This is a genomic window from Burkholderia sp. AU28863, from assembly GCF_002223195.1.
In the GTDB taxonomy this organism is placed as follows: Bacteria; Pseudomonadota; Gammaproteobacteria; order Burkholderiales; family Burkholderiaceae; genus Burkholderia; species Burkholderia sola.
Map to the genome: position 1 here is coordinate 622458 of NZ_NKFE01000003.1, position 24888 is coordinate 647345.

The following is a 24888-nucleotide window of genomic DNA, read 5'->3' on the forward strand; positions in this document are numbered from 1 at the left end:
CGTTACAAGGCGCCCGGATCACGCATGACATCGCCAGAAGCCTCCGATACTCCGTTCGAACCAAAGAAGATCCTTGCGCAGTTGCCGCACATGCCGGGCGTCTATCGCTATTACGACACGGCGGGCGCCGTGCTCTACGTCGGCAAGGCGCGCGACCTGAAAAAGCGCGTGTCGAGCTATTTCACGAAGACGCAACTGTCGCCGCGCATCGCGATGATGGTCACGCGCATCGCGCGCATCGAAACGACCGTCACGCGCTCGGAAGCCGAAGCGCTGCTGCTCGAGAACAACCTGATCAAGGCGCTCGCGCCGCGTTACAACATCCTGTTTCGCGACGACAAGTCGTATCCGTACCTGAAACTCACCGCGCACCGCTTTCCGCGGATGGCCTACTACCGCGGCTCGGTCGACAAGCAGAACCAGTACTTCGGGCCGTTCCCGAGCGCATGGGCCGTGCGCGAAAGCATCCAGATCCTGCAGCGCGTGTTCCAGTTGCGGACCTGCGAGGACTCGGTCTTCAACAACCGCACGCGGCCGTGCCTGCTGCATCAGATCGGGCGTTGCACCGCACCGTGCGTCGGCGCGATCTCCGACGAGGATTACGCGGTCGACGTGTCGAACGCCGCGCGGTTCCTGCTTGGCCGGCAGTCCGAAGTGATGAAGGAACTCGAGCAGAAGATGCACGCGTTCGCGGCCGAGCTGAAATTCGAGCAGGCGGCGGCCGTGCGCAACCAGATGAGTTCGCTCGCGACGGTGCTGCACCAGCAGGCGATCGAGGTCGGCAGCGACAGCGACGTCGACATCCTGGCCGTCGTCGCGCTGGGCGGGCGCGTGTGCGTGAACCTCGCGATGGTGCGCGGCGGCCGGCACCTCGGCGACAAGGCGTATTTCCCGACGCATGTCGAAAGCGCACTGACGCTCGCCGAGGGCGGTCTCGGCGAAGAGGCCGAGACGGCGGAGGCGGCCGGTGCGACGGTCGACTCGCCGGTCGATGCGGGGCCGGATCAGCCTGTGGAAGAGGCGGGCAGCGCGCGCGGCGCGGCGGCAGCGTCGGTCGAGGCCGAGGTGCTCGATGCGTTCATCGCGCAACACTATCTCGGCAACCGCGTGCCGCCCGTGCTCGTCGTCAGCCATGCGCCGGCGAGCCGCGACCTGCTGGAGCTGCTGTCCGAGCAGGCCGGCTACAAGGTGTCGCTGGTGCGGCAGCCGCAGGGGCAGCGGCGCGCCTGGCTGTCGATGGCCGAGCAGAACGCGCGGCTCGCGCTCGCGCGACTGCTGTCCGAGCAGGGCTCGCAACAGGCGCGCACGCGCGCGCTGGCGGACACGCTCAGCTACGACAGCGACGATCTCGCGACGCTGCGGATCGAATGCTTCGACATCAGCCATACGATGGGCGAGGCGACGCAGGCGTCGTGCGTCGTCTATCACCATCACAAGATGCAGTCGAGCGAATACCGCCGCTACAACATCACGGGCATCACGCCGGGCGACGATTACGCAGCGATGCGGCAGGTGCTCACGCGCCGCTACGAGAAGATGGTCGAGCAGGCCGCGCAGGCGGCGGCCGCCGACGAAGCGGCCGGCATCGACGGCGAATCGACGCGCGAGGCCGAGGCGTCGAGCCTGCTGCCGAACATCGTGCTGATCGACGGCGGCAAGGGCCAGGTCGAGATCGCGCGGCAGGTATTCACCGAGCTCGGTCTCGACACGTCGATGCTGGTCGGCGTCGCGAAAGGCGAGGGGCGCAAGGTCGGCCTCGAAACGCTCGTGTTCGCGGACGGCCGCGCGCCGCTCGAACTCGGCAAGGAGAGCGCCGCGCTGATGCTCGTCGCGCAGATCCGCGACGAGGCGCACCGCTTCGCGATCACCGGCATGCGGGCGAAGCGGGCGAAGGCGCGTCAGACGTCGCGGCTCGAAGAGCTCGAAGGCGTCGGCGCGAAGCGCCGGCAGCGGCTGCTCGCGCGCTTCGGCGGGCTGCGCGGCGTGGTGGCCGCGAGTGTCGAGGAACTGGCGAGCGTCGAAGGCATTTCGCACGCGCTCGCCGAGCAGATCTACAAGCAGCTCCATTGACGCGGCCGTGCGGCCGGCGGCGTTGCCAGCGTTCTTGTGGCAGGCCGGTCGACACGGCACAATTGCGAATCCTTTACTGTCCCGCATGCCATGCCGTTCAATTTCCCGATTTTCCTGACGTGGGTACGGATCGTGCTGATTCCGCTCGTCGTCGGCGTGTTCTACCTGCCGGACACGGTGATGGGCGGCGCGCACCGCAATCTTGCGGCGGCGGCGATCTTCATTCTCGCCGCGCTGACCGACTGGTTCGACGGCTTCCTTGCGCGCAAGTGGAACCAGACGTCGTCGTTCGGCGCGTTTCTCGACCCGGTGGCGGACAAGCTGATGGTGACGGCCGCGCTGCTGATCCTCGTGCAGATTTCGCGGGTCGACGCGGCGATCGCGCTCGTGATCGTCGGTCGCGAGATCGCGATTTCGGCGCTGCGAGAATGGATGGCGCAGATCGGCGCGTCGAAGAGCGTCGCGGTGAACCAGCTCGGCAAGTTCAAGACCGCGTGCCAGATGGTCGCGATTCCGATGCTGCTGTTCCACGGGCCGCTGCCGCTCGGCGTCGTGACGATCGATACGCGCGTATGGGGCGAATGGCTGATGTATCTGGCCGCGGTGCTGACCATCTGGTCGATGCTGTACTACATGAAGCTCGCATGGCCCCAGATTCGCGAGCGTGGCGGCGCGTGACGCGCGCGCCTGCTCGGCGGCGGTTTTTGTAAAAAGGGCTGGAAAAGCTCTTGACACACGAATGTGCCTTCGACATAATCTCGCTTCTCCGCTGCACGACGAATTAAGTGTGTGACGGGGAAGCAGTAGCGCAGCAATACGCGGGAGTAGCTCAGTTGGTAGAGCGCAACCTTGCCAAGGTTGAGGTCGCGAGTTCGAGACTCGTCTCCCGCTCCAGATTTTTTCTGGCAGCGTGTTGGTCGGCAAAGCGCTGCAGATGCAGGACACATGCGGGAGTAGCTCAGTTGGTAGAGCGCAACCTTGCCAAGGTTGAGGTCGCGAGTTCGAGACTCGTCTCCCGCTCCAGATTTTTCTGGCAGCGTGTTGGTCGGCGAAGCGCTGCAGGTGCAGGACAATGCGGGAGTAGCTCAGTTGGTAGAGCGCAACCTTGCCAAGGTTGAGGTCGCGAGTTCGAGACTCGTCTCCCGCTCCAGTAATGGGGAAGCCACGCTTCCCTTTTTATTTGATGGACTTCCGGTCCTCGAATAAAAATCTGCCGCTTGCCTCACGGCATTCGGACAGTCCGCTTTTGGCGCGATAGCAAAGCGGTTATGCAGCGGCCTGCAAAGCCGTTTAGGCCGGTTCGACTCCGGCTCGCGCCTCCAGGTAGAACGAGATAAAGCCCTGATTCGTCAGGGCTTTTCTTTTTTCTACGTCGCTTTCATTCTTGTCAGTCAATCACCCCGAGCAGTACAAGGCGCCTCGAACCATTCAAGAGGCGCGCGTAACCATGCCTGCGGGCGCAACATTGGCTCGGGCATGGTCCAGCAACGGGCACCGTTCCTTAACGCATCGGGTTTCAGCGTTACTAGGCGGACGTAGTGACGCCGGTCGTCGCGTTACCCGAGCCGATGTCGTCGAGAACGTCGCGGACGATCAGGAGGCGGTCGCGCCGCGCTCCAACTTCGGGCGCACATGCGGAGTTCCGGCACGAGGGGCTGTTCGAGCGTCATTTCTTGAAGGTGACTGCGCTTCGGCCGTCGCGCAACTCGTCCCATGCCGAGCGTCGGCGGAACTCGGCCAACCGGTCCGGAGGTCTTTCTATGGCAGGACTCGACCGTGCGACCGTAATATCGGAAGACGCTAAAAGACCCCTGCCACAACGAGGGCAGTGGCAGGGGGCTGCGAACGCACCGTTTAGGCACGAGATAAAGGCGCGCCACAAATATAAAAGCAGTCGTTGGGATGTTAAATAATTACGCCATTCTTCCTGCTATTGCATCGTCCGGGCAGGCAGCCTGATTTCGAGGGCGATTGATCATCGATCTCGTCGCGATGGATCGCTACGTGCCAATCGGCGTAGGCGGTATCGACGGAAAATCTCCGGAAAACCAGGGCGGGTCACAGGAAGATTCCCGTGCCGTTCGGTTCAGTCCGGCGAAAATGCCGGCATCGTTGAAATTCGTGCAATCACGCCTGAAGTCGCCCCTCGATACCGGGGCCCGTCAATCGTTCACGTTCTCGCAGCTTTTCGGGTCTTCGCCCCAGCTCTTTCCACCCCCGTTCGTGCACTGGCGTTTGGTATATTGCTCGGGCAACTGACCTTTCGGCAGCTTTCCGTCGGCAGGGCAATTGTGATGGTAATAGCAAAAGGATTTTTCGGCGGCGCTGGCTTCGCCGTTGAACACAAGGCAGGCCATCAAGGTCGGGAAGAGAATCTTGGCAATGGTTCGCATGTCAATTGTCCGGATCGGAAAATTTTGAGTAACAAGATAGCGCCATAACGGCGCCTATCTCTCGCATAACGAGGGCGCGTAGCCGTTTAGTTGCCCTGTTTTCGGCGGCCACTTGCTGGCCATGTTTGTGTTTTGCCACACTCGGTCCATGGATGGCTTGATTTTTTACATAAGCGCCTCCGCGATCCGCGATTGACGGTCCGATACTCTTTGGCAGACAAAATGCGCGGCATCCGAGATTCGGCTGTATATTTTTAGCAAGTGTCCAGCGCTCGTGCTCGGCAAATGTTTTTCGCCAGCAATAGGTCTTTCCACCCCTGTTTGCGGCCGTCTGGGGGTTCTGGTGAAATTTCTCGATAATTTTAAAAAATGGTACCGCAATGATCTTCATGTGGCGGGCAATAATCGTGCATCCCCGTCAGATCATATTAGGAAATTTCCTTAAATAAGGTATGGCAACCTCTCTATCGTTTACCCCTAGGCGCCGATTTCCCGATTTTTTATATCCAATTAAATTGAATGTTTCTCTCTTGTGAGCGGAGATTATTTTTGTCAGCACTGAGTGTTGTGGTTTCGGCTTTGAACTCAGGTGCCGATCACGATATCTGCATTAGACGTGCTTGCATGGACGACCTCTGTTGCGCATCTAAAGACGGTGGCCGCAGTAAATGCTAACCGTCGCATCTTGCGTCGATTATATTTCCACGTAAAAGAGGGCGACAATCAAGGTGGATGCTCGATAAATAAAAATACGGCTGCCGTTGCCGCTCTGCTGAAAATTGCCCGTGCCGCGCGCCGTTACACAGTGCGTCGAGAGACTGGTCAGGGGAGGCCGTCTCGTGGCAAAGAGATGCGGATAGGTCGGCGTAGGTCGTGGCGTCGATTTATGCGCCGACCCGGGGAAGTTATTTGGGTAACCCGGGTTGCCCAGCAGCCCTGACGAGCAGGCGAGCAGTTCGCCTTCCTTGCGGCACGCTTGCGCGCTATACGTCTCAATGTCGCTTGGTGGCCGTCGCGCACGGAGCATGCGACGGCCGCAAGGCAATTACCCATCCACCGGCTGCACCGGTGTGTCGAGCTTCAATTGATAGAACGCCGCATCGAGCCAGCGGCCGAACTTGAATCCCGCCTCCGCGATCGTGCCCGAGTGCCTGAACCCCAATTTCGTATGCAGTGCGATGCTGCCGGCGTTGGTCGCGTCGATGCAGCCGACCAGCACGTGGACCTGTGCTTCGCGCGCACGCCGCACCACTTCGCGCAGCAGCAGTTCGCCGAGCCCGCGACCGCGTTGATCCTTGCGCACGTAGACGCTGTGTTCGACCGTGTACTTGAACGCCGGAAACGCGCGGAACGTACCCCAGCTCGCGAAACCGAGCAGCGTGCCCGCTGCGTCGACGGCGCCGATGACCGGAAAGCCGCCTGCGCGCTTCGTCGCGAACCACGCGACCATCGCCTCTGGCGGGCGCGGCCGGTAGTCGTACAGCGCGGTCGAGTTCACGATCGCGTCGTTCAGGATCTCGAGAATGGCCGCCGCGTGTTCGGCCTCGCTGCAATCGATCAGGCGCACGCCGTCGCGCTGTGTCGGGGAATTCATACGGGTTCCTTCCTGTTTGGCTAAACCGGTTGTGCACACGACGCGTGCATTACGCGCTGCGCATGCCGGCGGCGGATGCATCGCAAATCGCGACGACATAGCGCGCGGCATGCGGCGACGGATTGCTGAAGATCAGCGGCTGGTCGAGCCGCATGGCCAGGCAGTCGCCTTCGCGAAGCTCGTGAAGCGTATCGCCGAACGTGACGTCGACGCGGCCGCTGATGATCCACACTTGCTGATGCAGCGCGCTTTCGCGCCCGCCGCTGTCGTACGCGACGCGCGCGCCGGGCGGGAAATCGACCTCGACGAGCTGGATCGGCGACGGCCAGCCGGCCGGCGACAGGTTGCGTCGCACATAGCCGGACGCCGGATCGCGCCATTCGGCCTGCTGCGCGCGCCGTGCGAGCGGCTGGGCGGGCGCGTCGTCCCGGTCGCCGCCGAACAGCCCGGCCAGCGACACGCCGAGGCCGGCCGCGAGCTTGTCGAGCACGACGGCCGTCGGGCTGGCCGACGCGCGTTCGATGAGCGAGATCATCGAACGGCTGACGCCGGAACGCGCGGCCAGCGCGTCGAGCGTGTAGCCTCGGACGGTGCGCAGATCGCGCACGCGCCGGGCAATGCGCTCGTTGATGCCGGTATCGTCGGCGGCGATGATCGATGATTCTTTCATGATGGATTGATTTTCCAGCAAACTGGAATTTGATGTCAACGGCATTTCCGAGCACGGGGAAGTGGAGGCGGGCGCGACGGCTTGCCCGGTCGTCGTGCACGGCGTAATATACGAAACAGCTACGTTTCGTTTAATTGGGGATATATGGGCATCATCAAGATTTCCGAGCACATGCACGAGCGGCTGCGCTCGACGAGCACGGCGCTGAGCCGTTCGATCAATGCGCAGGCCGAACATTGGCTGCGCGTCGGGATGCTGGCGGAACTCAATCCGGCACTCTCCTACGGCGACATCTGCAAGATGTTGATCGAGGCCGAGGCGCGGGGCGCCGACGTGGGGCCGGCCGAGACGGTCGCGCAAAGCCTCGAGCAGGTGGCGTAATGGTGAAACGCGAAATTCCGATCCGCGGTGCCGCGGAAATCGCCAGGTCGCGCGAAGCCGCGAAGCTCGCGTCGCAGGTGCTGACGATGATCACCGAGTACGTGAAGCCGGGCGTCACCACCGACGAACTGGATGCGCGCTGCCGCGAATACATCGTCGACGAGTTGGACGCGATTCCCGCGAACATCGGCTACCACGGCTATCCGAAGACGCTGTGCACGTCGGTGAACCACGTGGTCTGTCACGGCATTCCGACGTCGCGGCCGATGCGTGACGGCGATATCGTGAACCTCGACATCGCGGTGATCAAGGACGGCTGGTTCGGCGATACGAGCCGCATGTATTTCGTCGGCGAACCGAACGAACTCGCGCGGCGGCTCGTCGCGGCGACCTACGAGGCGATGCATGCCGGCATCCGCGCGGTGCGTCCCGGCGCGACGCTCGGCGACGTCGGCTATGCGATCCAGCAGGTTGCCCATCGCGAAGGGTTCAGCGTGGTGCGCGAGTATTGCGGGCACGGCATCGGCGATGTCTATCACGACGAGCCGCAGGTGCTGCATTACGGTCGCCCGGGTACCGGCCTGCCGTTGCGGCCGGGGATGATCTTCACGATCGAGCCGATGCTGAACGCGGGCAAGCGCGACACGCGCGTGCTGGCCGATGGCTGGACGGTCGTCACGACGGACCATTCGCTGTCCGCGCAATGGGAGCACATGGTCGTGGTGACGGAAACGGGCTTCGAGGTGTTGACCGAGGACGCGAAGCCGCAGGCGTTCGCGGCGCTCTCCGGCACGCACGCGGCCTGACGGATGCCGTGCGCCGCAAACGGCGGCGCGGCATTGCAATGAAACGGGCTCCTTCGCGGGGCCCGTGTCGTTCGCGGCGGCCGGCGCCGCGACGCGACGCTTAACCGCGCACCTTCTGCCACGCGTGTTCGACGAACACGCGGCACAGCGCTTCCATCCCTTTGCGGTCTTCGTCGTCGAAGCGCGCGGCGACCGGGCTGTCGACGTCCCATACGCCGATCAGCGTGCCGTCGCCGGCCACCAGCGGCACGACGATTTCCGATTCGGACGCCGCATCGCACGCGATATGGCCGGGGAAGTCGTGCACGTCGCGCACGACCTGCGTCTCGCGCGTTTGCGCGGCCGTGCCGCACACGCCCTTGCCGAGCGCGATCCGCACGCACGCGGGCTTGCCCTGGAATGGGCCGACCACGAGCTCGGCGCCGTCGAAGAAGTAGAAGCCGGCCCAGTTCAGCCGATCGAGCGAGTGATAGACGAGCGCGGAGAAATTCGCGGCGTTCGCGGTCAGATCGCGTTCGGATTCGACGAGCGCGCGTGCCTGCTCGACGAGCGTCGCGTATTGATCGGCCTTGGAGGCGGTAGGGTCGTTGGACAGCGTGAACATGGCGGGAAAGCGATAGGGGTTGTGAAAATGCGCACTGCGCGTACCGCAGTCTACGGCACGCGCGCGCGGTCTGCAGCGCATGGCCGTGGGCGATGCGGCGCGCTCAGTCGGGTTCGAGTTCGGCGAACCGCTCGGCCAGAAAGTCGAGCAGTGCCCGCACCGCGGGCAGCAGCCCGCGGCGCGACGCGAACACCGCGTGCACGATTTCGCGGCGCGGCGCCCAGTCGGGCAGCACCGTGACCAGTTCACCGCGCGACACCTCGTCGCGCACCATCATCGTCGGCAACTGCACGACGCCGACGCCTGCGGCGGCGGCCGCGCGCAGCGCGAGCATCCCGCCGGTCACGAAGCGCGGCTGGTGATGGATTTCCGCATGCGCGCCGTCGGGCCCGCGCAGCCGCCACACGTGCGTGGACTGCGGCACGCCGTGGTCGAGGCTCGGCAGGCGCGTCAGATCGGCGGGAACGGCCGGTACCCCATGCTCGCGCAGCAGCGCGGGGCTCGCGACGAGGCACTGGCCGCGCTCGGCGAGCACGCGCAGCGCGAGATCGCTGTCCTCGAGCGGCGGCGGCCGCACGCGGATCGCGACGTCGATTCCTTCGCCGACCACGTCGACGCGCCGGTTGGTGGCTTCCAGGTGGATCTCGACGCGCGGACACGCGGCCATGAACGCGGCGATCATCGTGCCGACCAGCGAATCGAGCAGCACGATCGGGCAACTGACCCGCACGATGCCGCGCGGCTCCTCGTGCAGCAGCGCGATCGCCTCGTCGGCGGCGTCGGCCTCGACGAGCATCGCGCGGCAATGCGCGTAATAGGTCTGGCCGACGTCCGTGACCGTGAAGCGGCGCGTCGAACGCTGGATCAGCCGCATCCCGAGCCGCGCCTCGAGCAGCGCGATGCGGCGGCTCAGCTTCGATTTCGGCATGTCCAGCGCGCGCCCGGCCGGCGCGAAGCCGCCGTGTTCGACGACCTGCACGAAGTAGTAGAGATCGTTCAGATCTCGCGCTTTATCGTTCATGAAATGGAACGCTGAGTGCGATTTCGGCAGTCTACCGGATTGATCGTTCCATCTCTATATTGTCACTCATGGATGCGAAACACGGGTTTCGCCGCAATATGGAGAAGGGCAATGAAGAAGATCCAGGGTGTGTACAGTGCGCCGCGCGGCCATTGGGTCGGCGACGGTTTCCCGGTGCGTTCGATGTTCAGCTACCAGTCTCACGGCACGCACCTGAGCCCGTTCCTGCTGCTCGATTACGCCGGCCCGGCGACGTTCGAACCGGCGAGCGCGCCGCGCGGTGTCGGCCAGCATCCGCACCGCGGGTTCGAGACGGTGACGATCGTCTACGACGGCGAAGTCGCGCACCGCGATTCGACCGGCGCGGGCGGCACGATCGGCCCGGGCGACGTGCAGTGGATGACGGCCGCGAGCGGGATCCTGCACGAGGAATTCCACTCGGAGGCGTTCACGAAGCGGGGTGGCCCGCTCGAGATGGTGCAGCTGTGGGTGAACCTGCCCGCCGCGGACAAGATGGGCGCGCCCGGCTACCAGACGCTGCTGAACGCCGATATCCCGGTGGTCGAGCTGCCGGACGGCGCGGGGCGCGCGCGGATCATTGCCGGTGAGTTCGACGGGCGGCGCGGCCCGGCGCGCACGCACACGCCGATCGACGTGTGGGACGTGCGGCTCGTGGCGGGCGGCCATGCGCGGTTCCCGGTCGCCGAAGGACGGACGCTCGCGGTGGTCGTGCTGAGCGGCACCGTGCTGGTGAACGGCGAGACGGTGGCGCGCGAAGCGCAGTTCGTGCAACTCGGCCGCGACGGCAGCGACGTCGAGATCGAAGCGAACGGCGACGCGAAGCTGCTGATCCTGAGCGGCGAGCCGATCGACGAGCCGGTCGTCGGCTACGGCCCGTTCGTGATGAACTCGCAAGCGGAGATCCGCACCGCGATAGAGGACTTCAACAGTGGCCGCTTCGGCCAGATGCCTGCATGACAGCATGACGACCAGGCCCCGCGCGATGCGGGGCTTTTTTTCGCGCGCGGGCAGGCGGTCGCGCGCGATGTGCGCTTCGAGGCATAATCGACGGTTACCGCGCGCCGGCCGGCGCGCCGAATCAGGACCGCACATGAACGCCCCCGCACCCGCCGCATCCCCGAGCGCCGCCGATCTCGACTGGCGCTGGAAACCCTTCGACGCGCTGACGGCGCGCGAAATCTACTCGATCCTCGAGGCGCGCAGCGCCGTATTCGTCGTCGAACAGAACTGTGTGTATCGCGACATCGACGATGCGGACCAGGCCGCGTGGCATCTGGCGGCATTCGATCCGGCCGGCCGCCTGGCCGGCTATCTGCGCGTGCTGCTGCCGGACGCGCGGCACACCGACGTGCGCATCGGCCGCGTGCTGACGACCGCCGCGTTTCGCGGCGCGGGCCTCGGCAACGGGTTGCTGTCGCGCGCGCTCGAGCATATCCGCGCGCAATGGCCGGATACGCCGGTGAGCCTGCATGCACAGGCCCACTTGCAGCGCTTCTACGGGGCATTCGGCTTCACGCCGAGTTCGGACGTGCACGACGAGGACGGCATCCCGCACGTGTGGATGAGCAGCGCGCGAGCATGACGCGCGTGACGCGCCGCGACAGTCAGTGCGCGGCGCGCGCGATCGTCGGTTTGTCCGCGCGCTGCGCGGCCCGTTCGCCGATCAGGCGCCCGCGCGCGGACAGCCGCAGCCAGTGCCGCAGTGCGATCAGCGCACCGATCACGCTCATCATCGAGCCGGGAATCCACAGCAGCAGGCCGCCGATCTGCTGATCGCGCAGCGGGCTCAGCCACGTGAACGCGCGACCGCAGATCGAGTAGATCGGATACAGCTCGTGCGGCGTGAAGAAGATCAGCGCGCCGAGCGCGATCTGCGGCGGGATCGCCGCGACGACGATCAGGATCCGGCGGCCCGGCGACAGCCGCGCAGGCGGCGCGGGACGCGGATCGACGACGAGCCACCAGAACAGCAGCCCGTCGATCACCATGCTCCAGTTCATCACGCGATAGAGGCGCCAGTCGAGCATCGCGATGAAGTGAATCGGCGACAGCAGCCAGAAATAGATCAGCCCGACGAACAGCACGACCGCGACGACCGGATGGAACACCACGTCGAGCGTCGCGCGTACCGGCGCCCATGCAAGCGCGGGACGCACGAAGCGCTGCCGCCAGCGGAACGGAATGCCCGCACGGATCGCCGCGCCCGGGTAGGACAGCGCGATGAAGAACGGTCCGAGGTGATGCAGCACGAGGTGCTGCGCGCGGTGCAGGAAGAATTCGTGCTCGAAGAAGTAGTCGAGCCGCGTGTGCAGCGCGATGTAGAGCGCCGTCAGCCCGAACCAGAACGAGAACTGCCGCAGCGGCGACACCTTCGCCTTCCTCGCGCCGCGTACGAACAGCACGGCGGCCGTCAGCACCGCGATGACCACGGTCGGCGACGGTTCCCACGGATCGAGCCAGTACAGGACGTTCATCGCGCGCGCATCACTTCGTCTTGGCCGGCGATTTCACGGCGAACGGCGCATCGACCGTTTCGCCGTCGGAGAATTTCAGGCGCAGGTGCACGGTGTCGCCCGGCTTGATCGCGTGCTTCGGTTCCTCGAGCATGAAGTGATAGCCGCCCGGCGCGATGTCGACCTTGCCGCGTGCGGGGATCGTCAGCTTGTCGACCATTTCCATCTTCTGCGTCGAGCCGTTCGATACCGTCTGGTGCAGCATCGCCATCCCGTAGTCGGGGCTGTCGACGTCGACGAGGTCGACCGGCTTGTCGCCGGTGTTCACGAGCGTCACGTAGCCGCCCGCGGGCAGCTTGTTCGGCAGCCAGCGCACCCACGCATTCTGCGCGCTGATCGCGCCGGCGGCATACGCGTGCGCGCCGGCGCACAGCGCGGCGACGAGGGCGAACGTCTTGAGGGTCGTTTTCGTGTTCATGGCGGAATTCAGGTCGTGGAGGCAGTGTCGATGATCCGGCGCACATCGGCGGCGATGGCGTCGGGCGAATCGCGATCGGTCGCGAGCAGGCGTGCACGGCCGGTCGCGTCGAAGATGTAGACGGCCGAGCTGTGCGTCACTTCGTAGCCGCCGGACGGATCGCGTTTTTCCATCTGGTACGCGACGCGATAGCGCTTCGCGAGCGATTCGATCTGGCCGTCGGTGCCGGTCAGGCCGCGCGCATGCGCGGCGTCGAACGCGGCGACATAGGACTGCATCGCCTGCGGCGTATCGCGCGCGGGGTCGACCGAGACGAACAGGATGCGCACGTTGTCCGCCTGCGGGCCGAGCTTCGCCAGCACTTCCATCAGCCGCGCCAGCGTTTCGGGGCAGACGTCGGGGCAGTGCGTGTAGCCGAAGTAGACGAGCGCGACGCGGCCGCGGAACGCGTCGGCGTCGACGGGACGGCCGTCGCCCCCCGTCAGCTTGAACGACAGGTCGGGCAGGTGGCCCGTGACGTTGGTCAGGTTCCAGCGCGGCTCGTCGTGCGTGCACGCGGCGAGCGCCACGGCGGCGGCGAGGGCCGCGGCCGTGCGGATGAAGCGGGAGAGGCGCCGGCGCGGCGCGGGACAGGCAGACGGCATCTCAGGGACTGTTTCCATATGGAACGCGCACCCCAAATTAAAAAATATTCTACGGGAATGTCCGAGGTTGCCCGTATGGTGGCGTCGCGCGTCGCTTGCTTGGCTCGGCCAAACGGCACTCCTTACTCGTTGCCCTGCGAGCAATCTCGGACATTCGCATGTGCGTTCCATATGGAAACAGTCCCTAGGCTCGATCGGACTCAATGGATAGCCGGCCGGCGCGATGCCATGCGTCGCGCGGCAGGCGGTTGCGACTGTAGCGCAATTCACGCGCCTGCGTCCTTTTGAAACCGGTACGGGGCGGGCGAGCGGGGCAATATGTCGCAGTTGACGCAGCGGGCGGCGCGAGGTCCGCGCTGCCGCCGTTTCGCCCATCTGGGGGCGCAGGCGCGGTAAGATGCGCACAACTCCATTCGCGCAGCGGCGGCCGGCATGTGCCGGCCGCCGCTCAGACTATCGAATCGATGCAATCCGTTCCGGCTTCCCTGTCCCTGACCGATACAGCGTTCTTCTTCGACTTCGACGGCACGCTCGTCGAGCTGGCGCCGACCCCCGACAGCATTCACGTTCCGCCGTCGCTGCTGACGCTGCTCGACGAGTTGTCGCGCCGCTCGCACGGCGCGGTCGCGATCGTCTCCGGGCGCGGGATCGACAACCTCGACACGTTCCTGAAGATGCCCGGCCTGCCGATCGCCGGCCTGCACGGCGCGGAGCGCCGCGACGCGAACGGCGACACGCAGCGCATCGGCTTCAACGACGAGCGCCTGCTGCGCATCGAGCGCGAGCTCGCGGGCGTGGTCGACCGCCATCCGGGCATGCTGCTCGAGATCAAGGGGGCGGCCGTCGCGCTGCACTTCCGCAATGCGCCCGAGCGCGAGGCGGTGGCGCGCGAAGCGGCCGAGCGCCTCGTCGCCGACTATCCGGATGCGTACGTGCTGCAACCCGGCAAGATGGTGTTCGAGATCAAGCCGAAGGGCGTCGACAAGGGGCGCGCGCTGGCCGCGTTCCTCGACGAGCCGCCCTTTGCGGGCCGCGTACCGCTGTTCGCGGGCGACGATCTGACCGACGAGAAGGGCTTCGCGGTGGTCAACGCGCGCGGCGGCCTGTCGATCAAGGTCGGCGCGGGCGAGACGTCCGCGCGGATGCGGCTCGATTCGGTCGACGCACTGCATGAGCAGATCGCACGCTGGCTCGGCGCGGAGCAACCGCACGCATGAGCCGGCTCATCATCGTTTCAAACCGCGTCGCGCCGATTTCGGAAGGCGAACCGGCGGCGGGCGGCCTCGCGATCGGCGTCTACGACGCGCTGAAGGAAACCGGCGGCATGTGGTTCGGCTGGAGCGGCGAAGTGGTCGCGTCCGGCGCGCCGCAGCCGCAGATCCGCATCGAGGAGCGCGGGCCCGTGACGTTCGCGACCGTCGGGCTGTCGCGCCGCGATTACGACCAGTACTACCGCGGTTTCTCGAATGCGACGCTGTGGCCCGCGTTCCACTACCGCGCGGACCTGATCCAGTACGACCGCCACGAATTCGACGGCTACCGCCGCGTCAACGTGTGGCTCGCGCAGCAGCTCGTGCCGCTGCTGCAGGACGACGACGTGATCTGGGTGCACGACTATCACCTGATTCCGTTCGCGCGCGCGCTGCGCGACGCCGGCGTGAAGAACCGCATCGGCTTCTTCCTGCACATTCCGTTTCCGGCCGCGCAGGTGCTCGTCAACGTGCCGCCGCACCGCGAGCTCGTCGAGTCGCTGTGCGCATTCGATCTGCTCGGCTTCCAGACCGAGCCCGATCTGCGCGCGTTCTGCGACTACGTCGAGTTCGAGGCGGGCGGCGAAGTCGAGCACGACGGGCACACGGCGCGCGTACGGGCGTTCGGCCAGACGCTGCGCGCGGCCGCCTATCCGATCGGCGTGTACCCGGACGAGATCGCGTCGCTCGCGCAGGCGGGCGAACACGGCAAGGCGGTGCGCACGCTCGCGACGTCGCTGCGCGGGCGGCAACTGATCATGAGCGTCGACCGGCTCGATTATTCGAAGGGGCTCGTCGAGCGCTTCCGGGCATTCGAGAAGCTGCTCGAGCATCAGGCGTCGATCCGCAACCGCGTGTCGTTCCTGCAGATCGCGCCGTCGACGCGCGCGGACCTGCGTGCGTACCAGGACATCCGGCTGCAGCTCGAAGCGGAGTCGGGGCGCATCAACGGGCGCTACGCGGAGCTCGACTGGGCGCCGATCCTCTACATTCACCGCCAGTACGACCGGCAGGTGCTGGCCGCGCTGTACCGGCTCGCGCGCGTGGGGTTCGTGACGCCGCTGCGCGACGGGATGAACCTCGTCGCGAAGGAGTACGTGTCCGCGCAGAACCCGGACGATCCGGGCGTGCTCGTGCTGTCGCGCTTCGCGGGCGCCGCGCGTGAGCTCACGGGCGCGCTGATCGTCAATCCGATCGATATCGACGGGATGGCCGATGCGCTGTCGCAGGCGCTGACGATGCCGCTCGCCGAACGGCGCGCGCGTTACACGGACATGATCGCGCAGCTGCGTGAGAACAACGTGTCGGTGTGGCGGGACAATTTTCTGCGAGATCTGCAGCAGGTCTGATCGATTGCTGCCGCTGCAATTGAAAAAGCCGCCGTGCGCAGCAAGCACGGCGGCTTTTTTGTCGGCCGGATGCCGGCGCGTCAGGCCACGCGTTCGCCGGTCGGCGTGTTGCCGTCCGGGGCCGCATGATGGCGGCCGTGCTGCTTCGCGAGCAGGTCGCGGTACAGGCCGGGGCGGTTGCGCAGCACCTCGGGCGGGCCGTCGTCGATCACCTTGCCGTTGCTCATCACGATGATGCGGTCGAAGTTGCGCAGCGTCGACAGGCGGTGCGCGATCGCGATCACCGTGCGGCCGACCATCAGCCGGTCGAGCGCGCTCTGGATCGCTTCCTCGGAGGCGCTGTCGAGCGCCGACGTCGCTTCGTCGAGCAACAGGATCGGCGCATTCTTCAGGATCGCGCGCGCGATCGCGATGCGCTGGCGCTGGCCGCCCGACAGCTTGACGCCGCGGTCGCCGACGATCGTGTCATAGCCTTCCGGCATCGCCTCGATGAACTCCGCGCAGCGCGCGTCGCGCGCGGCCGCGAGCACTTCGTCGCGGGTCGCGTCGGGGCGGCCGTATGCGATGTTGTCGTAGATGGTCCGGTGCAGCAGCGAGATGTCCTGCGGCACCAGCGCGATCGCGTGGCGCAGGCTGTCCTGCGTGATGGCCTTCACGTCCTGGCCGTCGACCTTCACGACGCCGTCCTGCGTGTCGTAGAAGCGCTGCAGCAGCGCGAGCACGGTCGATTTGCCCGCCCCCGACTTGCCGATCAGGCCGACGCGCTGGCCCGGCTCGATATGCAGGTCGAAGTGGTCGAGGATCGCGCGGCGGTGCGGGTACGCGAACGTCACGCGCTCGAAGTCGACGCGGCCGCCCGTGGCCGACAGCGGCTGCGCGTCCGAGCGGTCCGGCATGCCGTGCGGCTCGAGCAGCGTCTTCACCGCTTCGGACAGGCGTGCGACGTGCTGCGTGACGTCGACGAGCGCGACGGCGAGATCGCGCGTGCCGTGCAGGATCGTGAAGCCGAGCGAGCTGACGAGCACGATGTCGCCCGACGTCGCGCGGCCCTGATCCCACAGCCACAGGGCCCAGCCGAGCAGGCCGGCGGACAGCATCGCGGTGATCACCGCATGCAGCAGGCGCAGCTTTTCGAGATAGAGCAGGCTCTGCTGGCGCGCATCCATCTCGGCCTTCACCGTCGCGCTGAAGCGTTTCTGTTCACGCAGCGTCATCCCGAACGCGCGCACGAGGCCCATGTTGCCGATCACGTCGACGAGCTCGCCGTCGACCGCCGCGGCCTTCGCCGCGAACGCGTGATGGCGCGCGGAGCCACGGCCGGCGAGCTTGAACAGGATGATGGACAGCACGGCCGAACAGCCGAGCAGGCCGGCCGCCATCAGCGGATTGACGACGATGATCATCAGGATCGCGCCCATCACCGCGATGCACGGCGGCAGCACGTTCCACGCCATCGTGTTCTCCGACGTGTAGACCGCGTTCGACGTGGCCGTGATGCGGCTGGCGAGCGTGCCGGGCTGCTTCTCCGAGTAATACGTCGGCGAATGGCCGATCAGGTACTGGAACAGGTCGCGCCGCAGGTCGCCGGTGACCGCGACGAACGTGTGCGCGGCGACCCAGCCGCCGACGCGCCACAGCAGGTTGTCGGCCGCGATCAGCCCGACGAGCAGCGCGAACGCGCTCCACAGCGGGCCCGGGTGATGGCGTCCGGTCGCGAGCACGTCGATCAGGTGCTTGATCGCATATTGCGAGCCAAGCGCGCAGCCGACGGCGGCCAGCACGCTGCAGAGCACGATCAGATGCGCGACGGGGTGGAGGCGGATGTAGCGGAACAGGAACGCGATCGGCCGATGCGCGTAGCTCGACAGCTTCGCGTTGTGGGCGTTGCGCTGGGCGGGGGTGAGAGATTCCAAAATATGGGTGCGGTGATTCGGTGATTGAGCGGGGCGGCTGGGTCGCAGGCCGGCGTTCGCCCGGACTGAATAATCCGGCATTGTAAACAACGCCGCGCGTCGCGCTGCGCGAATCTTGCCTTGGCCAGGGGCTCGCGCTCGATTTTGAGATAAAATCCGGCATCCCGTCCTGCGCCGTGTGCCGGAATCACGCTGCCGGCAGCTGCGGGTTAACAAGGATCGCCAAAACGGCCTTCCACTCTAGAACGGACGCCCGAGTCCGCGGGTTGCAAAGTGTTGCGCCTTTGTAACAAAGTAAAGTGTTTGAAATGTCGTGCGCCGCATCGGGAATAACCCTAGATAATCGGCTCCGGGTTCGATTCCAGGTTTTTTTACGAACCCCTGTCAACGGGTCTTCGTTTCAAACGTTCTATGCCTGTCGCGTCGCCGACGCTCCTCGAGCAGCGCGGGTTCGACGCCCCCGGCAGGCTGATTCGTCCGAGGTTCGGACGACATGTTTCCAGCCCGGACCACCGGCAGGTTGCCGACCCATACCTGGTTTTTTGCCGATTTTTTAGGAGTTACGCATGCGAATCGCCCAAATCGCTCCGTTGCATGAAGCGGTGCCCCCGAAACTGTACGGCGGTACCGAGCGAGTGGTGTCCTATCTCACCGAAGCACTCGTCGAGATGGGGCATGACGTCACGCTCTTCGCGAGCGGCGATTCGCAGACCTCCGCGAAGCTCGAAGCGTGCTGGCCGCAGGCGCTGCGCCTCGACCCGACGATTCGCGACGTGATGGCCCCGCACATGCTGCTCCTCGAGCAGGTGCGCCGCCGCGCGGAAGAGTTCGACGTCCTGCACTGCCACATCGACTACTACCCGTTCTCGCTGTTCTCGCGCCAGCCGGTGCCGCATCTGACGACGATGCACGGCCGTCTCGACCTGCCGGAACTGCAGCCGATCTTCAACGCGTTCAGCGACGTGCCGGTCGTGTCGATCTCCGACAACCAGCGCATCCCGCTGCCGCAGGCGAACTGGCTGTCGACCGTCTACCACGGCCTGCCGGAAAACCTGCTGACGCCGATCCCGAACGTGAAGCCGAGCTACCTCGCGTTCCTCGGCCGCATCTCGCCGGAGAAGCGCGTCGACACCGCGATCCGCATCGCCGAGCAGGCCGGCCTGCCGATCAAGATCGCCGCGAAGCTCGACAAGGCCGACCGCGCTTACTACGAAGAGAAGATCAAGCCGCTGTTCGCGCTGCCGCACGTTGAGTACATCGGCGAAATCAGCGAGGCGGAGAAGACCGAATTCCTCGGCAACGCACATGCGCTGCTGTTCCCGATCGACTGGCCGGAGCCTTTCGGTCTGGTGATGATCGAGGCGATGGCCTGTGGTACGCCGGTGATCGCGTTCAAGCGCGGCTCGGTGCCGGAAGTGATCGACAACGGCGTGTCGGGCTTCGTCGTCGAAGACGAACTGTCGGCCGTCGCTGCCCTCAAGCGTCTCGATACGCTGCCGCGCGAGAAGGTTCGCGCCGCATTCGAAGCCCGTTTCTCGTCGAAGGTGATGGCGCAGAACTACGTGAAGGGCTACGAGGAACTGCTGCGCCAGAAGCGCCGCACGGTGCTCCGCGAAGTCAACGCAAGCTGATTGCGGGCCGCCGCCGCATGGCGGCGCGCGGCCGCCACGACGCCCCGTCCGGGTTTTCCGGCGGGGCGTTGTCACATCTGCGGCGCGGATCTGTTGTATTCTCGCCGCGCCCGGCGCTGCGAACCGCCCTCGAAGCGGCCCGGCACGCCATCCTGCCGTCTGTCCAGACGGTAATGTCCCTATAATGGCCGTGCCGTGAAATCCGGCCCGGTACGACTATCCAGAGGAGAGCAGTCTTGGCGAGAACGAAAACCACGCGCGCAGCGCCGGCCCCCGGCGCCGGCGTGATCTTCGCGTTGCGTGCGATCGGTCTCGTGCTGCTCGCGCGCTGGCTGTTCTCGATGTCCCAGATGGGCTATCGCTCGTCGCTGTCGGCGATGGTGTCGTCGCCGTGGGCATTCATCTACCTCATCCTGATCTTCCTGCTGCTCGCGCTGCCGGGCGCCGCCGCACGGGCCGAGCGGCCGTTCCATCCGCTGCCGCAGTGGCTGCGCCAGGCGCTGCGCGTGTTCGCGCTGATCGGTTTCCTGTTCGCCGTGTGGTCGATCGGCGCGTTCACGTGGGCGGCCGGCTGGCGCCGCGCGCTGCATGCGGTGACGGCGACCAACGGCTGGCTCGTCGCCGCGCCGGCGCTGTACGCGGCGATCGTCTGGATCTGCCGGCCGCGGCCGCTGTGGCGGACCAACGTGGCCGCGCGCCGCTTCGCGGTCGGCCGGTATGCGATCTCGCTCGACGTGCTGACGCGCACCGCGATCGTCTGGATGGAAAGCCGCAAGGTCGGCCAGTACGACGCGCGCGAGCTGTCGGTGCGCTGGCCCGGCCGGGTCGCATCCGCCGCGCCTGCCGCGGGCGAGCAGGGCGCGCAGCCGGCGGTCGTGCCGCCGCGTCGCGGCAGCCTGTTCAATCGGCCGAAGGTGGAACTGCTGTGGGATTCGCCGGCGGCTGTCGGCCACAACCGGCAGATCGTGATGCGCACGCCGCTCGCGACCGAAGGCGACCGCGTCGCGGTGCTCGCGCTCGACGCGGCGCTCAAGCAAATCGTCTGACAGGGCTCGCGCACCGGGCGCGGGCGACAAGGAGGCGCGATGATCGTCCGTTGGTTGCTGGCTGCCATTCACCTGAGTGCGTTCGGCGTCGCGTTTGCCGCGATCGCGGCGCGTAATCGCGCGTTGCGCCGGCTCGTCGCGTCGGCGCAGGCGGTCGACTTGCCCGGCGTGTTCAAGGCCGATGCGGTCTGGGGCGCGTCGGCGCTCGTGCTGATCGCGACGGGCGCGGCACGCGCGTTCGGCGGCTTCGAGAAAGGCACCGCGTACTACCTGCACGAACCGCTCTTTCACCTGAAGATGACCGCGCTCGTGCTGATCCTGCTGCTCGAGGTCGTGCCGATGCTGGGGCTGATCCGCTGGCGTGCCGCCGCGCGGCGGCAGCAGATGCCCGATACCGGCCGTGCGCGCACCTATGTGCGGATCGGCCACTGGCAGGCGGTGCTGGTGATCGTCATCGTGTTCGCCGCGTCGGGGATGGCGCGGGGGATTGGGCTGGCCGGGTAGGTGCGCCCGGCTAAGGCTGGCTGGGTAGGTGCCGCCGCTCAAGGCGGCAGGCCAGGATTCGTCGGCGGCCGACCGGCCAGCTGCGCGCGCGAATCCCGCTCTTGCTCCGCCGGTCTCCCCGGCAGGCGATCGCCGCTCCACGGTCGAACCGCATCATTCCGTTCCGACCGGGCGGGCCCGCCGCCCGGTTCGCTCCGCCATCAGCGCACGAGACACGGGCGCTTGTTGTTGAACGTCCAGCCCGGGATCAGATACTGCATCGCCGCCGCGTCGTCGCGGGCGCCGAGGCCGTGCTGCTTGTACCGCTCGTGCGCGAGCGCGACCGCATCCATGTCGATGTCGATGCCGAGCCCCGGCCGCTTCGGCACTTCCACCAGCCCGTTCTCGATCTTCAGCGGCTCGCGCGTCAGCCGTTCGCCGTCCTGCCAGATCCAGTGCGTGTCGATCGCCGTGACCTGGCCCGGCGCCGCGGCCGCGACGTGCGTGAACATCGCGAGCGACACGTCGAAGTGGTTGTTCGAATGCGAGCCCCACGTGAGGCCCCAGTCGCGGCACATCTGCGCGACCCGCACCGAACCCTGCATCGTCCAGAAATGCGGATCGGCGAGCGGGATGTCGACGGCGTGCAACTGCACCGCGTGGCCCATCTGCCGCCAGTCGGTCGCGATCATGTTGGTGGCCGTCGGCAGCCCCGTCGCGCGGCGGAATTCGGCCATCACCTCGCGGCCCGAGTAACCGTTCTCCGCGCCGCACGGATCTTCCGCATAGGCGAGCACGTGATGCTGATCGCGGCACAGCCGCACGGCCTCGTCGAGCGACCATGCGCCGTTCGGATCGAGCGTCACGCGCGCGTCGGGGAAGCGCTCGGCGAGCGCCGTCACGGCTTCGATCTCGCTCGCCCCGTCGAACACGCCGCCCTTCAGCTTGAAGTCGTTGAAGCCGTAGCGCGCATGCGCGGCTTCGGCGAGCCGCACGACGGCTTCCGGCGTCAGCGCCGCTTCGTCGCGCACGCGGGTCCAGTCGTCGGTCGCGCCGCGGCCGTCGCGATAGGGGAGCGCCGTCTTCGTGCGATCGCCGACGTAGAACAGGTAGCCGAGCATCTCGACGCGCTCGCGCTGCTGGCCTTCGCCGAGCAGCGCGGCGACCGGCACGCCGAGATGCTGGCCGAGCAGGTCGAGCAGCGCGGCTTCGAGCGCGGTGACCGCGTGGATCGTCGTGCGCAGGTCGAAGGTCTGCAGCCCGCGGCCGCTCGCGTCGCGGTCGGCGAAGGTGCGCCGCACGTCGTTGAGCACCGCGTGATAGTTGCCGACCGGCTGGCCGACGACGAGCGCGCGCGCGTCGTCGAGCGTGCGGCGGATGCTTTCGCCGCCCGGCACTTCGCCGACGCCCGTGCGGCCCGCGCTGTCCTTCAGGATCACGAGGTTGCGGGTGAAGAACGGGCCGTGCGCGCCGCTCAGGTTGAGCAGCATGCTGTCGTGGCCGGCGACCGGAATCGCTTGCAGGTCGACGATGCGCGGCGTGTCGTGGGAAGGCGAGGCAGTGACGGCGTTCATGGGCGGCGATGGCGAAAAAGTAGGCGATGCCGGGCGGCAAAAGCTTTGCCGCGCGCGGCTTGAGGTGCGATCATTCGACAACCGACGTGCGCGGCGCGCAAGCCCCGCATGTCGACGCAACCCGAACACGGGGTGGAAGCGACAACCGGGCCCGCGGAACGCAGCACGCGATCGCGGGCCGATCGTCACGCACGGGACCAGGCGGGACTGAACAGCCGACCTGAGTCGACAGGAGACCGTGCGCTGATCATCAGTCGTCGGATGACTTGTGACGCAGTATAATGAATCATCGGCTTTCGCTCAAACCCCGCGTAAACCCTCGGCTCACATGACGATCATTCAAAAAGGAACCGGCCACATGTCCGTGCCTACGCTTCCCGCAGCGCCGCGCCGTCGCGCACGCAGCCTCGCACAAGATGTCGTCGACGCGCTGACCGCGCAGATCGAAAACGGCACGCTGCGTCCCGGCGACAAGCTGCCGACCGAAACCGAAGTCATGGCGGCGCAGGGCGTGAGCCGGACGGTCGTGCGCGAGGCGATCTCGCGGATGCAGGCGAGCGGCCTCGTCGAGACGCGCCACGGCATCGGCAGCTTCGTGCTCGAGCCGTCGCGCCGCCAGACGCTCGGCATCGATCCCGCGACGATCACGACACTGCGCGACGTGCTCGCGGTGCTGGAGCTGCGCATCAGTCTCGAAAGCGAGTGCGCGAGCCTCGCCGCGCAGCGCGCCAATGATGCCGACCTCGCCGCGCTGCGGCGCGCGCTCGACGCCATCGCGACGGGCGCTGGCGGCGGCCGCGACACCGCGCAGCTCGACTTTCAGTTCCACCTGCAGATCGCGCAATCCACCGGCAACCGCTATTTCGTCGACATCATGACGCAGCTCGGCACGTCGATCATCCCGCGCACGCGCGTGAATTCGGCGCGCTTTGCCGGCGACGACCTGGAGCGCTACGTCGGCCGGCTGAATCACGAGCACGAGGATATCTACGAGGCGATCGCGCGGCACGACCCGGAAGCGGCCCGAGCCGCGATGCGCACGCACCTCACGAACAGCCGCGAGCGGCTGCGCCGCGCGCACGAGGCGGCCGAGGCCGAGGCCGGCTGACCGCCGGGTCGCGGAGCCCGCGCGGCTGCGGGCCGGGTGAAATCGCTTTAACATCAGTCGTCATATGAGATCGACGTGACCGCGTCGATCTCGGCGGCCAGGCGGCGTGCCCGCCGCGATCGACGTGACCGCGTCGATCTCGGCGGCCAGGCGGCGTGCCCGCCGCCGGCCGCCTGCCTTGCCGATCAGCCTCCCTTCGTCACGATCGTCTTCCACGCGCCGTTCTTCACCTGGTACAGCGTCGACATCCCGCTCTTCAGCGAGCCGTCGTTCGCGAACGAGATGCGGCCGGTCACGCCTTCGAAGTCGACTTTCCTGAGCGCAGGGCGATAGGCCTTCGGGTCGGTCGAACCGGCCGCCTGCATCGCCTTGATGGCCGCCCACGCCGCGTCATAGCCGAACTGCGCGTACGACAGCACGTCGACGCCGAAGCGCTTCTTGAAGCGCGCCTCGAAATCCTTGCCCTGTGGCAGTTCGTCGAGCGGCCGGCCGTATTCCCACGCCATCGCGCCTTCGGCGGCCGGGCCCGCGATCTTGATGAACTCGTTGTCCTTCACGCCGCCGCCGCCGACGAACTGCGCGTTCAGCCCGAGCTGACGCATCTGCTTGATGAAGTTCGCGGCCAGCGAATCGAGGCCGCCGAAGAAGATCAGGTCCGGGTTCTTGCCCTTCAGGCTCGTGATCTGCGCGCGGAAATCGACCGCCTGGTTGTTGGTGAACTCGCGCCCGATGAGATTGCCGCCGGCGGCCTTCACGGCCTTCTCGAATTCGTCGGCCTCGCCCTGGCCGAACGCGGTGCGGTCGTCGATGATCGCGATGCGCCTCGCCTTCGTCACGTCGACCGCGTACTTGCCCGCGTTGCCGGCGTTCTGGCCGTCGGTCGCGATCACCATGAACATGTTCGCGAGCCCGCGCGACGTGAGCGTCGGATTGGTCGCGGCCGGGTCGATCACCGGAATGCCGGCCTTGTCGTAGACCACCGACGCCGGAATCGTCGTCCCCGAGTTGAAGTGGCCGACCACGACCGACACGTTCTGGTCGACCAGCGCCTGCGCGGCCTGCACGCCGATGCGCGGGTCGGCCTGATCGTCCTGCACGACGAGATTGAAGTGGGCAGGCTTGCCGGCGATCTGTACCTTCTGCGCGACCGCATCGTCGAGCGCGAGCTGCACGCCGTTTTGCAGATCCTTGCCGTAGCCGGCGTTCACGCCCGTGAGCGGCGCGGCGAAGCCGACCTTCACGTCGGTTGCGTCGGCGGCGTGAGCGGCCTGTTGCGAGAGGAGGGCAAGCGCGGAGGCAATGGACACCGACAGCAGGGAATGACGGAATTTCATGTTGTTCCTCTTGTTCGACACCGGCGAGTGGGTACCGCGCGCGTCCGGGCGGGCCGGGCGCGTGC

At 66.5% G+C, this 24888-nt stretch carries 24 protein-coding genes and 4 tRNA genes; 16 read left to right on the forward strand and 12 right to left on the reverse strand.

The features are described 5' to 3' along the window. Positions 1-24 precede the first annotated feature (24 nt). The 6 genes from uvrC to CFB81_RS05355 all read left to right on the forward strand — a co-directional run bounded on the left by uvrC (position 25) and on the right by CFB81_RS05355 (position 3392). Positions 25-2070 (forward strand): excinuclease ABC subunit UvrC, encoded by a 2046-nt coding sequence (uvrC, locus tag CFB81_RS05330; RefSeq protein WP_089434741.1) that lies wholly within the window; start codon positions 25-27, stop codon positions 2068-2070. Positions 2071-2160: 90 nt separating this feature from the next. Next, the gene (pgsA, locus tag CFB81_RS05335) at positions 2161-2748 is read left to right on the forward strand and encodes a CDP-diacylglycerol--glycerol-3-phosphate 3-phosphatidyltransferase (protein WP_069620541.1); all 588 of its coding nucleotides are present in this window, start codon (positions 2161-2163) and stop codon (positions 2746-2748) included. Positions 2749-2888: 140 nt separating this feature from the next. After that, positions 2889-2964: transfer RNA gene (locus CFB81_RS05340), tRNA-Gly, on the forward strand. 53 nt (positions 2965-3017) lie between these two features. After that, positions 3018-3093, forward strand: a tRNA-Gly gene (locus CFB81_RS05345). Between the two features lie 51 nt (positions 3094-3144). Beyond that, positions 3145-3220, forward strand: a tRNA-Gly gene (locus CFB81_RS05350). A gap of 98 nt (positions 3221-3318) precedes the next feature. Next, positions 3319-3392 (forward strand) — tRNA-Cys (locus CFB81_RS05355). Positions 3393-4232: 840 nt separating this feature from the next. Here the strand turns inward: CFB81_RS05355 and CFB81_RS05360 are convergent. The 4 genes from CFB81_RS05360 to CFB81_RS05370 form a co-directional block, all read right to left on the reverse strand. After that, a complete protein-coding gene (locus CFB81_RS05360; RefSeq protein ID WP_089434742.1) occupies positions 4233-4463 on the reverse strand; it encodes a hypothetical protein in 231 nt (76 codons plus the stop codon). Between the two features lies 1 nt (position 4464). Continuing rightward, on the reverse strand, positions 4465-4854 hold the full coding sequence (locus CFB81_RS35245; protein ID WP_143328563.1) for a hypothetical protein: 390 nt from the start codon (positions 4852-4854) through the stop codon (positions 4465-4467). Between the two features lie 654 nt (positions 4855-5508). Next, positions 5509-6057 carry a GNAT family N-acetyltransferase gene (locus tag CFB81_RS05365; RefSeq protein ID WP_089434743.1) on the reverse strand — a complete coding sequence of 183 codons (549 nt, stop codon included), beginning with the start codon at positions 6055-6057 and terminating at the stop codon, positions 5509-5511. A gap of 49 nt (positions 6058-6106) precedes the next feature. Further along, complete coding sequence (locus tag CFB81_RS05370; protein WP_089434744.1) at positions 6107-6727, reverse strand: helix-turn-helix domain-containing protein; 621 nt, start codon at positions 6725-6727, stop codon at positions 6107-6109. A 144-nt stretch (positions 6728-6871) separates the two neighbouring features. Here CFB81_RS05370 and CFB81_RS05375 point away from each other — a divergent pair, with 144 nt between their 5' ends. Beyond that, positions 6872-7108, forward strand: a complete 237-nt coding sequence (locus tag CFB81_RS05375) for a ParD-like family protein (protein WP_069620538.1) — start codon at positions 6872-6874, stop codon at positions 7106-7108. Continuing rightward, positions 7108-7914, forward strand: coding sequence for a type I methionyl aminopeptidase (gene map / locus CFB81_RS05380; RefSeq protein ID WP_089434745.1), 807 nt, complete (start codon positions 7108-7110; stop codon positions 7912-7914). Before CFB81_RS05375 ends, map begins: the two co-directional genes overlap by 1 nt. A gap of 100 nt (positions 7915-8014) precedes the next feature. On the opposite strand, the gene CFB81_RS05385 is transcribed toward map, so the two are convergent. Beyond that, positions 8015-8518: a GAF domain-containing protein gene (locus CFB81_RS05385; RefSeq protein WP_069620536.1), complete on the reverse strand. Its 504-nt coding sequence runs from the start codon at positions 8516-8518 to the stop codon at positions 8015-8017. 103 nt (positions 8519-8621) lie between these two features. Further along, positions 8622-9539, reverse strand: a complete 918-nt coding sequence (locus tag CFB81_RS05390; RefSeq protein ID WP_050011446.1) for a LysR family transcriptional regulator — start codon at positions 9537-9539, stop codon at positions 8622-8624. 111 nt (positions 9540-9650) lie between these two features. Between CFB81_RS05390 and CFB81_RS05395 the strand changes: the two genes are divergently transcribed. After that, positions 9651-10517, forward strand: a complete 867-nt coding sequence (locus CFB81_RS05395; protein WP_069620534.1) for a pirin family protein — start codon at positions 9651-9653, stop codon at positions 10515-10517. A gap of 133 nt (positions 10518-10650) precedes the next feature. After that, positions 10651-11142, forward strand: a complete 492-nt coding sequence (locus tag CFB81_RS05400; protein ID WP_069620533.1) for a GNAT family N-acetyltransferase — start codon at positions 10651-10653, stop codon at positions 11140-11142. 22 nt (positions 11143-11164) lie between these two features. Here the strand turns inward: CFB81_RS05400 and CFB81_RS05405 are convergent, their stop codons facing one another. Genes CFB81_RS05405 through CFB81_RS05415 form a run of 3 tightly spaced genes read right to left on the reverse strand, consistent with a single transcriptional unit; the run spans position 11165 to position 13135 of the window. Continuing rightward, positions 11165-12034, reverse strand: a complete 870-nt coding sequence (locus CFB81_RS05405; protein ID WP_089434746.1) for a cytochrome c oxidase assembly protein — start codon at positions 12032-12034, stop codon at positions 11165-11167. A gap of 10 nt (positions 12035-12044) precedes the next feature. Continuing rightward, a complete protein-coding gene (locus CFB81_RS05410; protein ID WP_069620531.1) occupies positions 12045-12491 on the reverse strand; it encodes a copper chaperone PCu(A)C in 447 nt (148 codons plus the stop codon). 8 nt (positions 12492-12499) lie between these two features. Further along, positions 12500-13135, reverse strand: a complete 636-nt coding sequence (locus CFB81_RS05415; RefSeq protein ID WP_069620530.1) for an SCO family protein — start codon at positions 13133-13135, stop codon at positions 12500-12502. Positions 13136-13599: 464 nt separating this feature from the next. Here CFB81_RS05415 and otsB point away from each other — a divergent pair, with 464 nt between their 5' ends. Together otsB and otsA are read left to right on the forward strand one after the other, a co-directional pair. Further along, positions 13600-14352, forward strand: coding sequence for a trehalose-phosphatase (gene otsB, locus CFB81_RS05420; protein WP_089434747.1), 753 nt, complete (start codon positions 13600-13602; stop codon positions 14350-14352). After that, positions 14349-15734, forward strand: a complete 1386-nt coding sequence (gene otsA / locus CFB81_RS05425) for an alpha,alpha-trehalose-phosphate synthase (UDP-forming) (RefSeq protein ID WP_089434748.1) — start codon at positions 14349-14351, stop codon at positions 15732-15734. The genes otsB and otsA overlap by 4 nt, the downstream gene beginning before the upstream one ends. A gap of 80 nt (positions 15735-15814) precedes the next feature. Here the strand turns inward: otsA and CFB81_RS05430 are convergent, their stop codons facing one another. Then, positions 15815-17647 carry an ABC transporter ATP-binding protein gene (locus tag CFB81_RS05430; protein ID WP_069620528.1) on the reverse strand — a complete coding sequence of 611 codons (1833 nt, stop codon included), beginning with the start codon at positions 17645-17647 and terminating at the stop codon, positions 15815-15817. A gap of 566 nt (positions 17648-18213) precedes the next feature. Between CFB81_RS05430 and CFB81_RS05435 the strand changes: the two genes are divergently transcribed. The 3 genes from CFB81_RS05435 (at position 18214) to CFB81_RS05445 (ending at position 20828) form a co-directional block, all read left to right on the forward strand. After that, on the forward strand, positions 18214-19278 hold the full coding sequence (locus tag CFB81_RS05435; protein WP_034186533.1) for a glycosyltransferase family 4 protein: 1065 nt from the start codon (positions 18214-18216) through the stop codon (positions 19276-19278). 236 nt (positions 19279-19514) lie between these two features. Further along, complete coding sequence (locus CFB81_RS05440) at positions 19515-20324, forward strand: hypothetical protein (protein ID WP_089434749.1); 810 nt, start codon at positions 19515-19517, stop codon at positions 20322-20324. A gap of 39 nt (positions 20325-20363) precedes the next feature. Next, a complete protein-coding gene (locus tag CFB81_RS05445; RefSeq protein ID WP_089434750.1) occupies positions 20364-20828 on the forward strand; it encodes a DUF2214 family protein in 465 nt (154 codons plus the stop codon). Positions 20829-21028: 200 nt separating this feature from the next. Here the strand turns inward: CFB81_RS05445 and gudD are convergent, their stop codons facing one another. Continuing rightward, positions 21029-22381 carry a glucarate dehydratase gene (gene gudD / locus CFB81_RS05450; protein ID WP_089434751.1) on the reverse strand — a complete coding sequence of 451 codons (1353 nt, stop codon included), beginning with the start codon at positions 22379-22381 and terminating at the stop codon, positions 21029-21031. Between the two features lie 358 nt (positions 22382-22739). Between gudD and CFB81_RS05455 the strand changes: the two genes are divergently transcribed. Then, positions 22740-23489, forward strand: a complete 750-nt coding sequence (locus CFB81_RS05455) for a FadR/GntR family transcriptional regulator (RefSeq protein WP_011544971.1) — start codon at positions 22740-22742, stop codon at positions 23487-23489. A gap of 185 nt (positions 23490-23674) precedes the next feature. On the opposite strand, the gene CFB81_RS05460 is transcribed toward CFB81_RS05455, so the two are convergent. Next, positions 23675-24823: a branched-chain amino acid ABC transporter substrate-binding protein gene (locus CFB81_RS05460; RefSeq protein WP_089434752.1), complete on the reverse strand. Its 1149-nt coding sequence runs from the start codon at positions 24821-24823 to the stop codon at positions 23675-23677. Between the last annotated feature and the right edge of the window lie 65 nt (positions 24824-24888).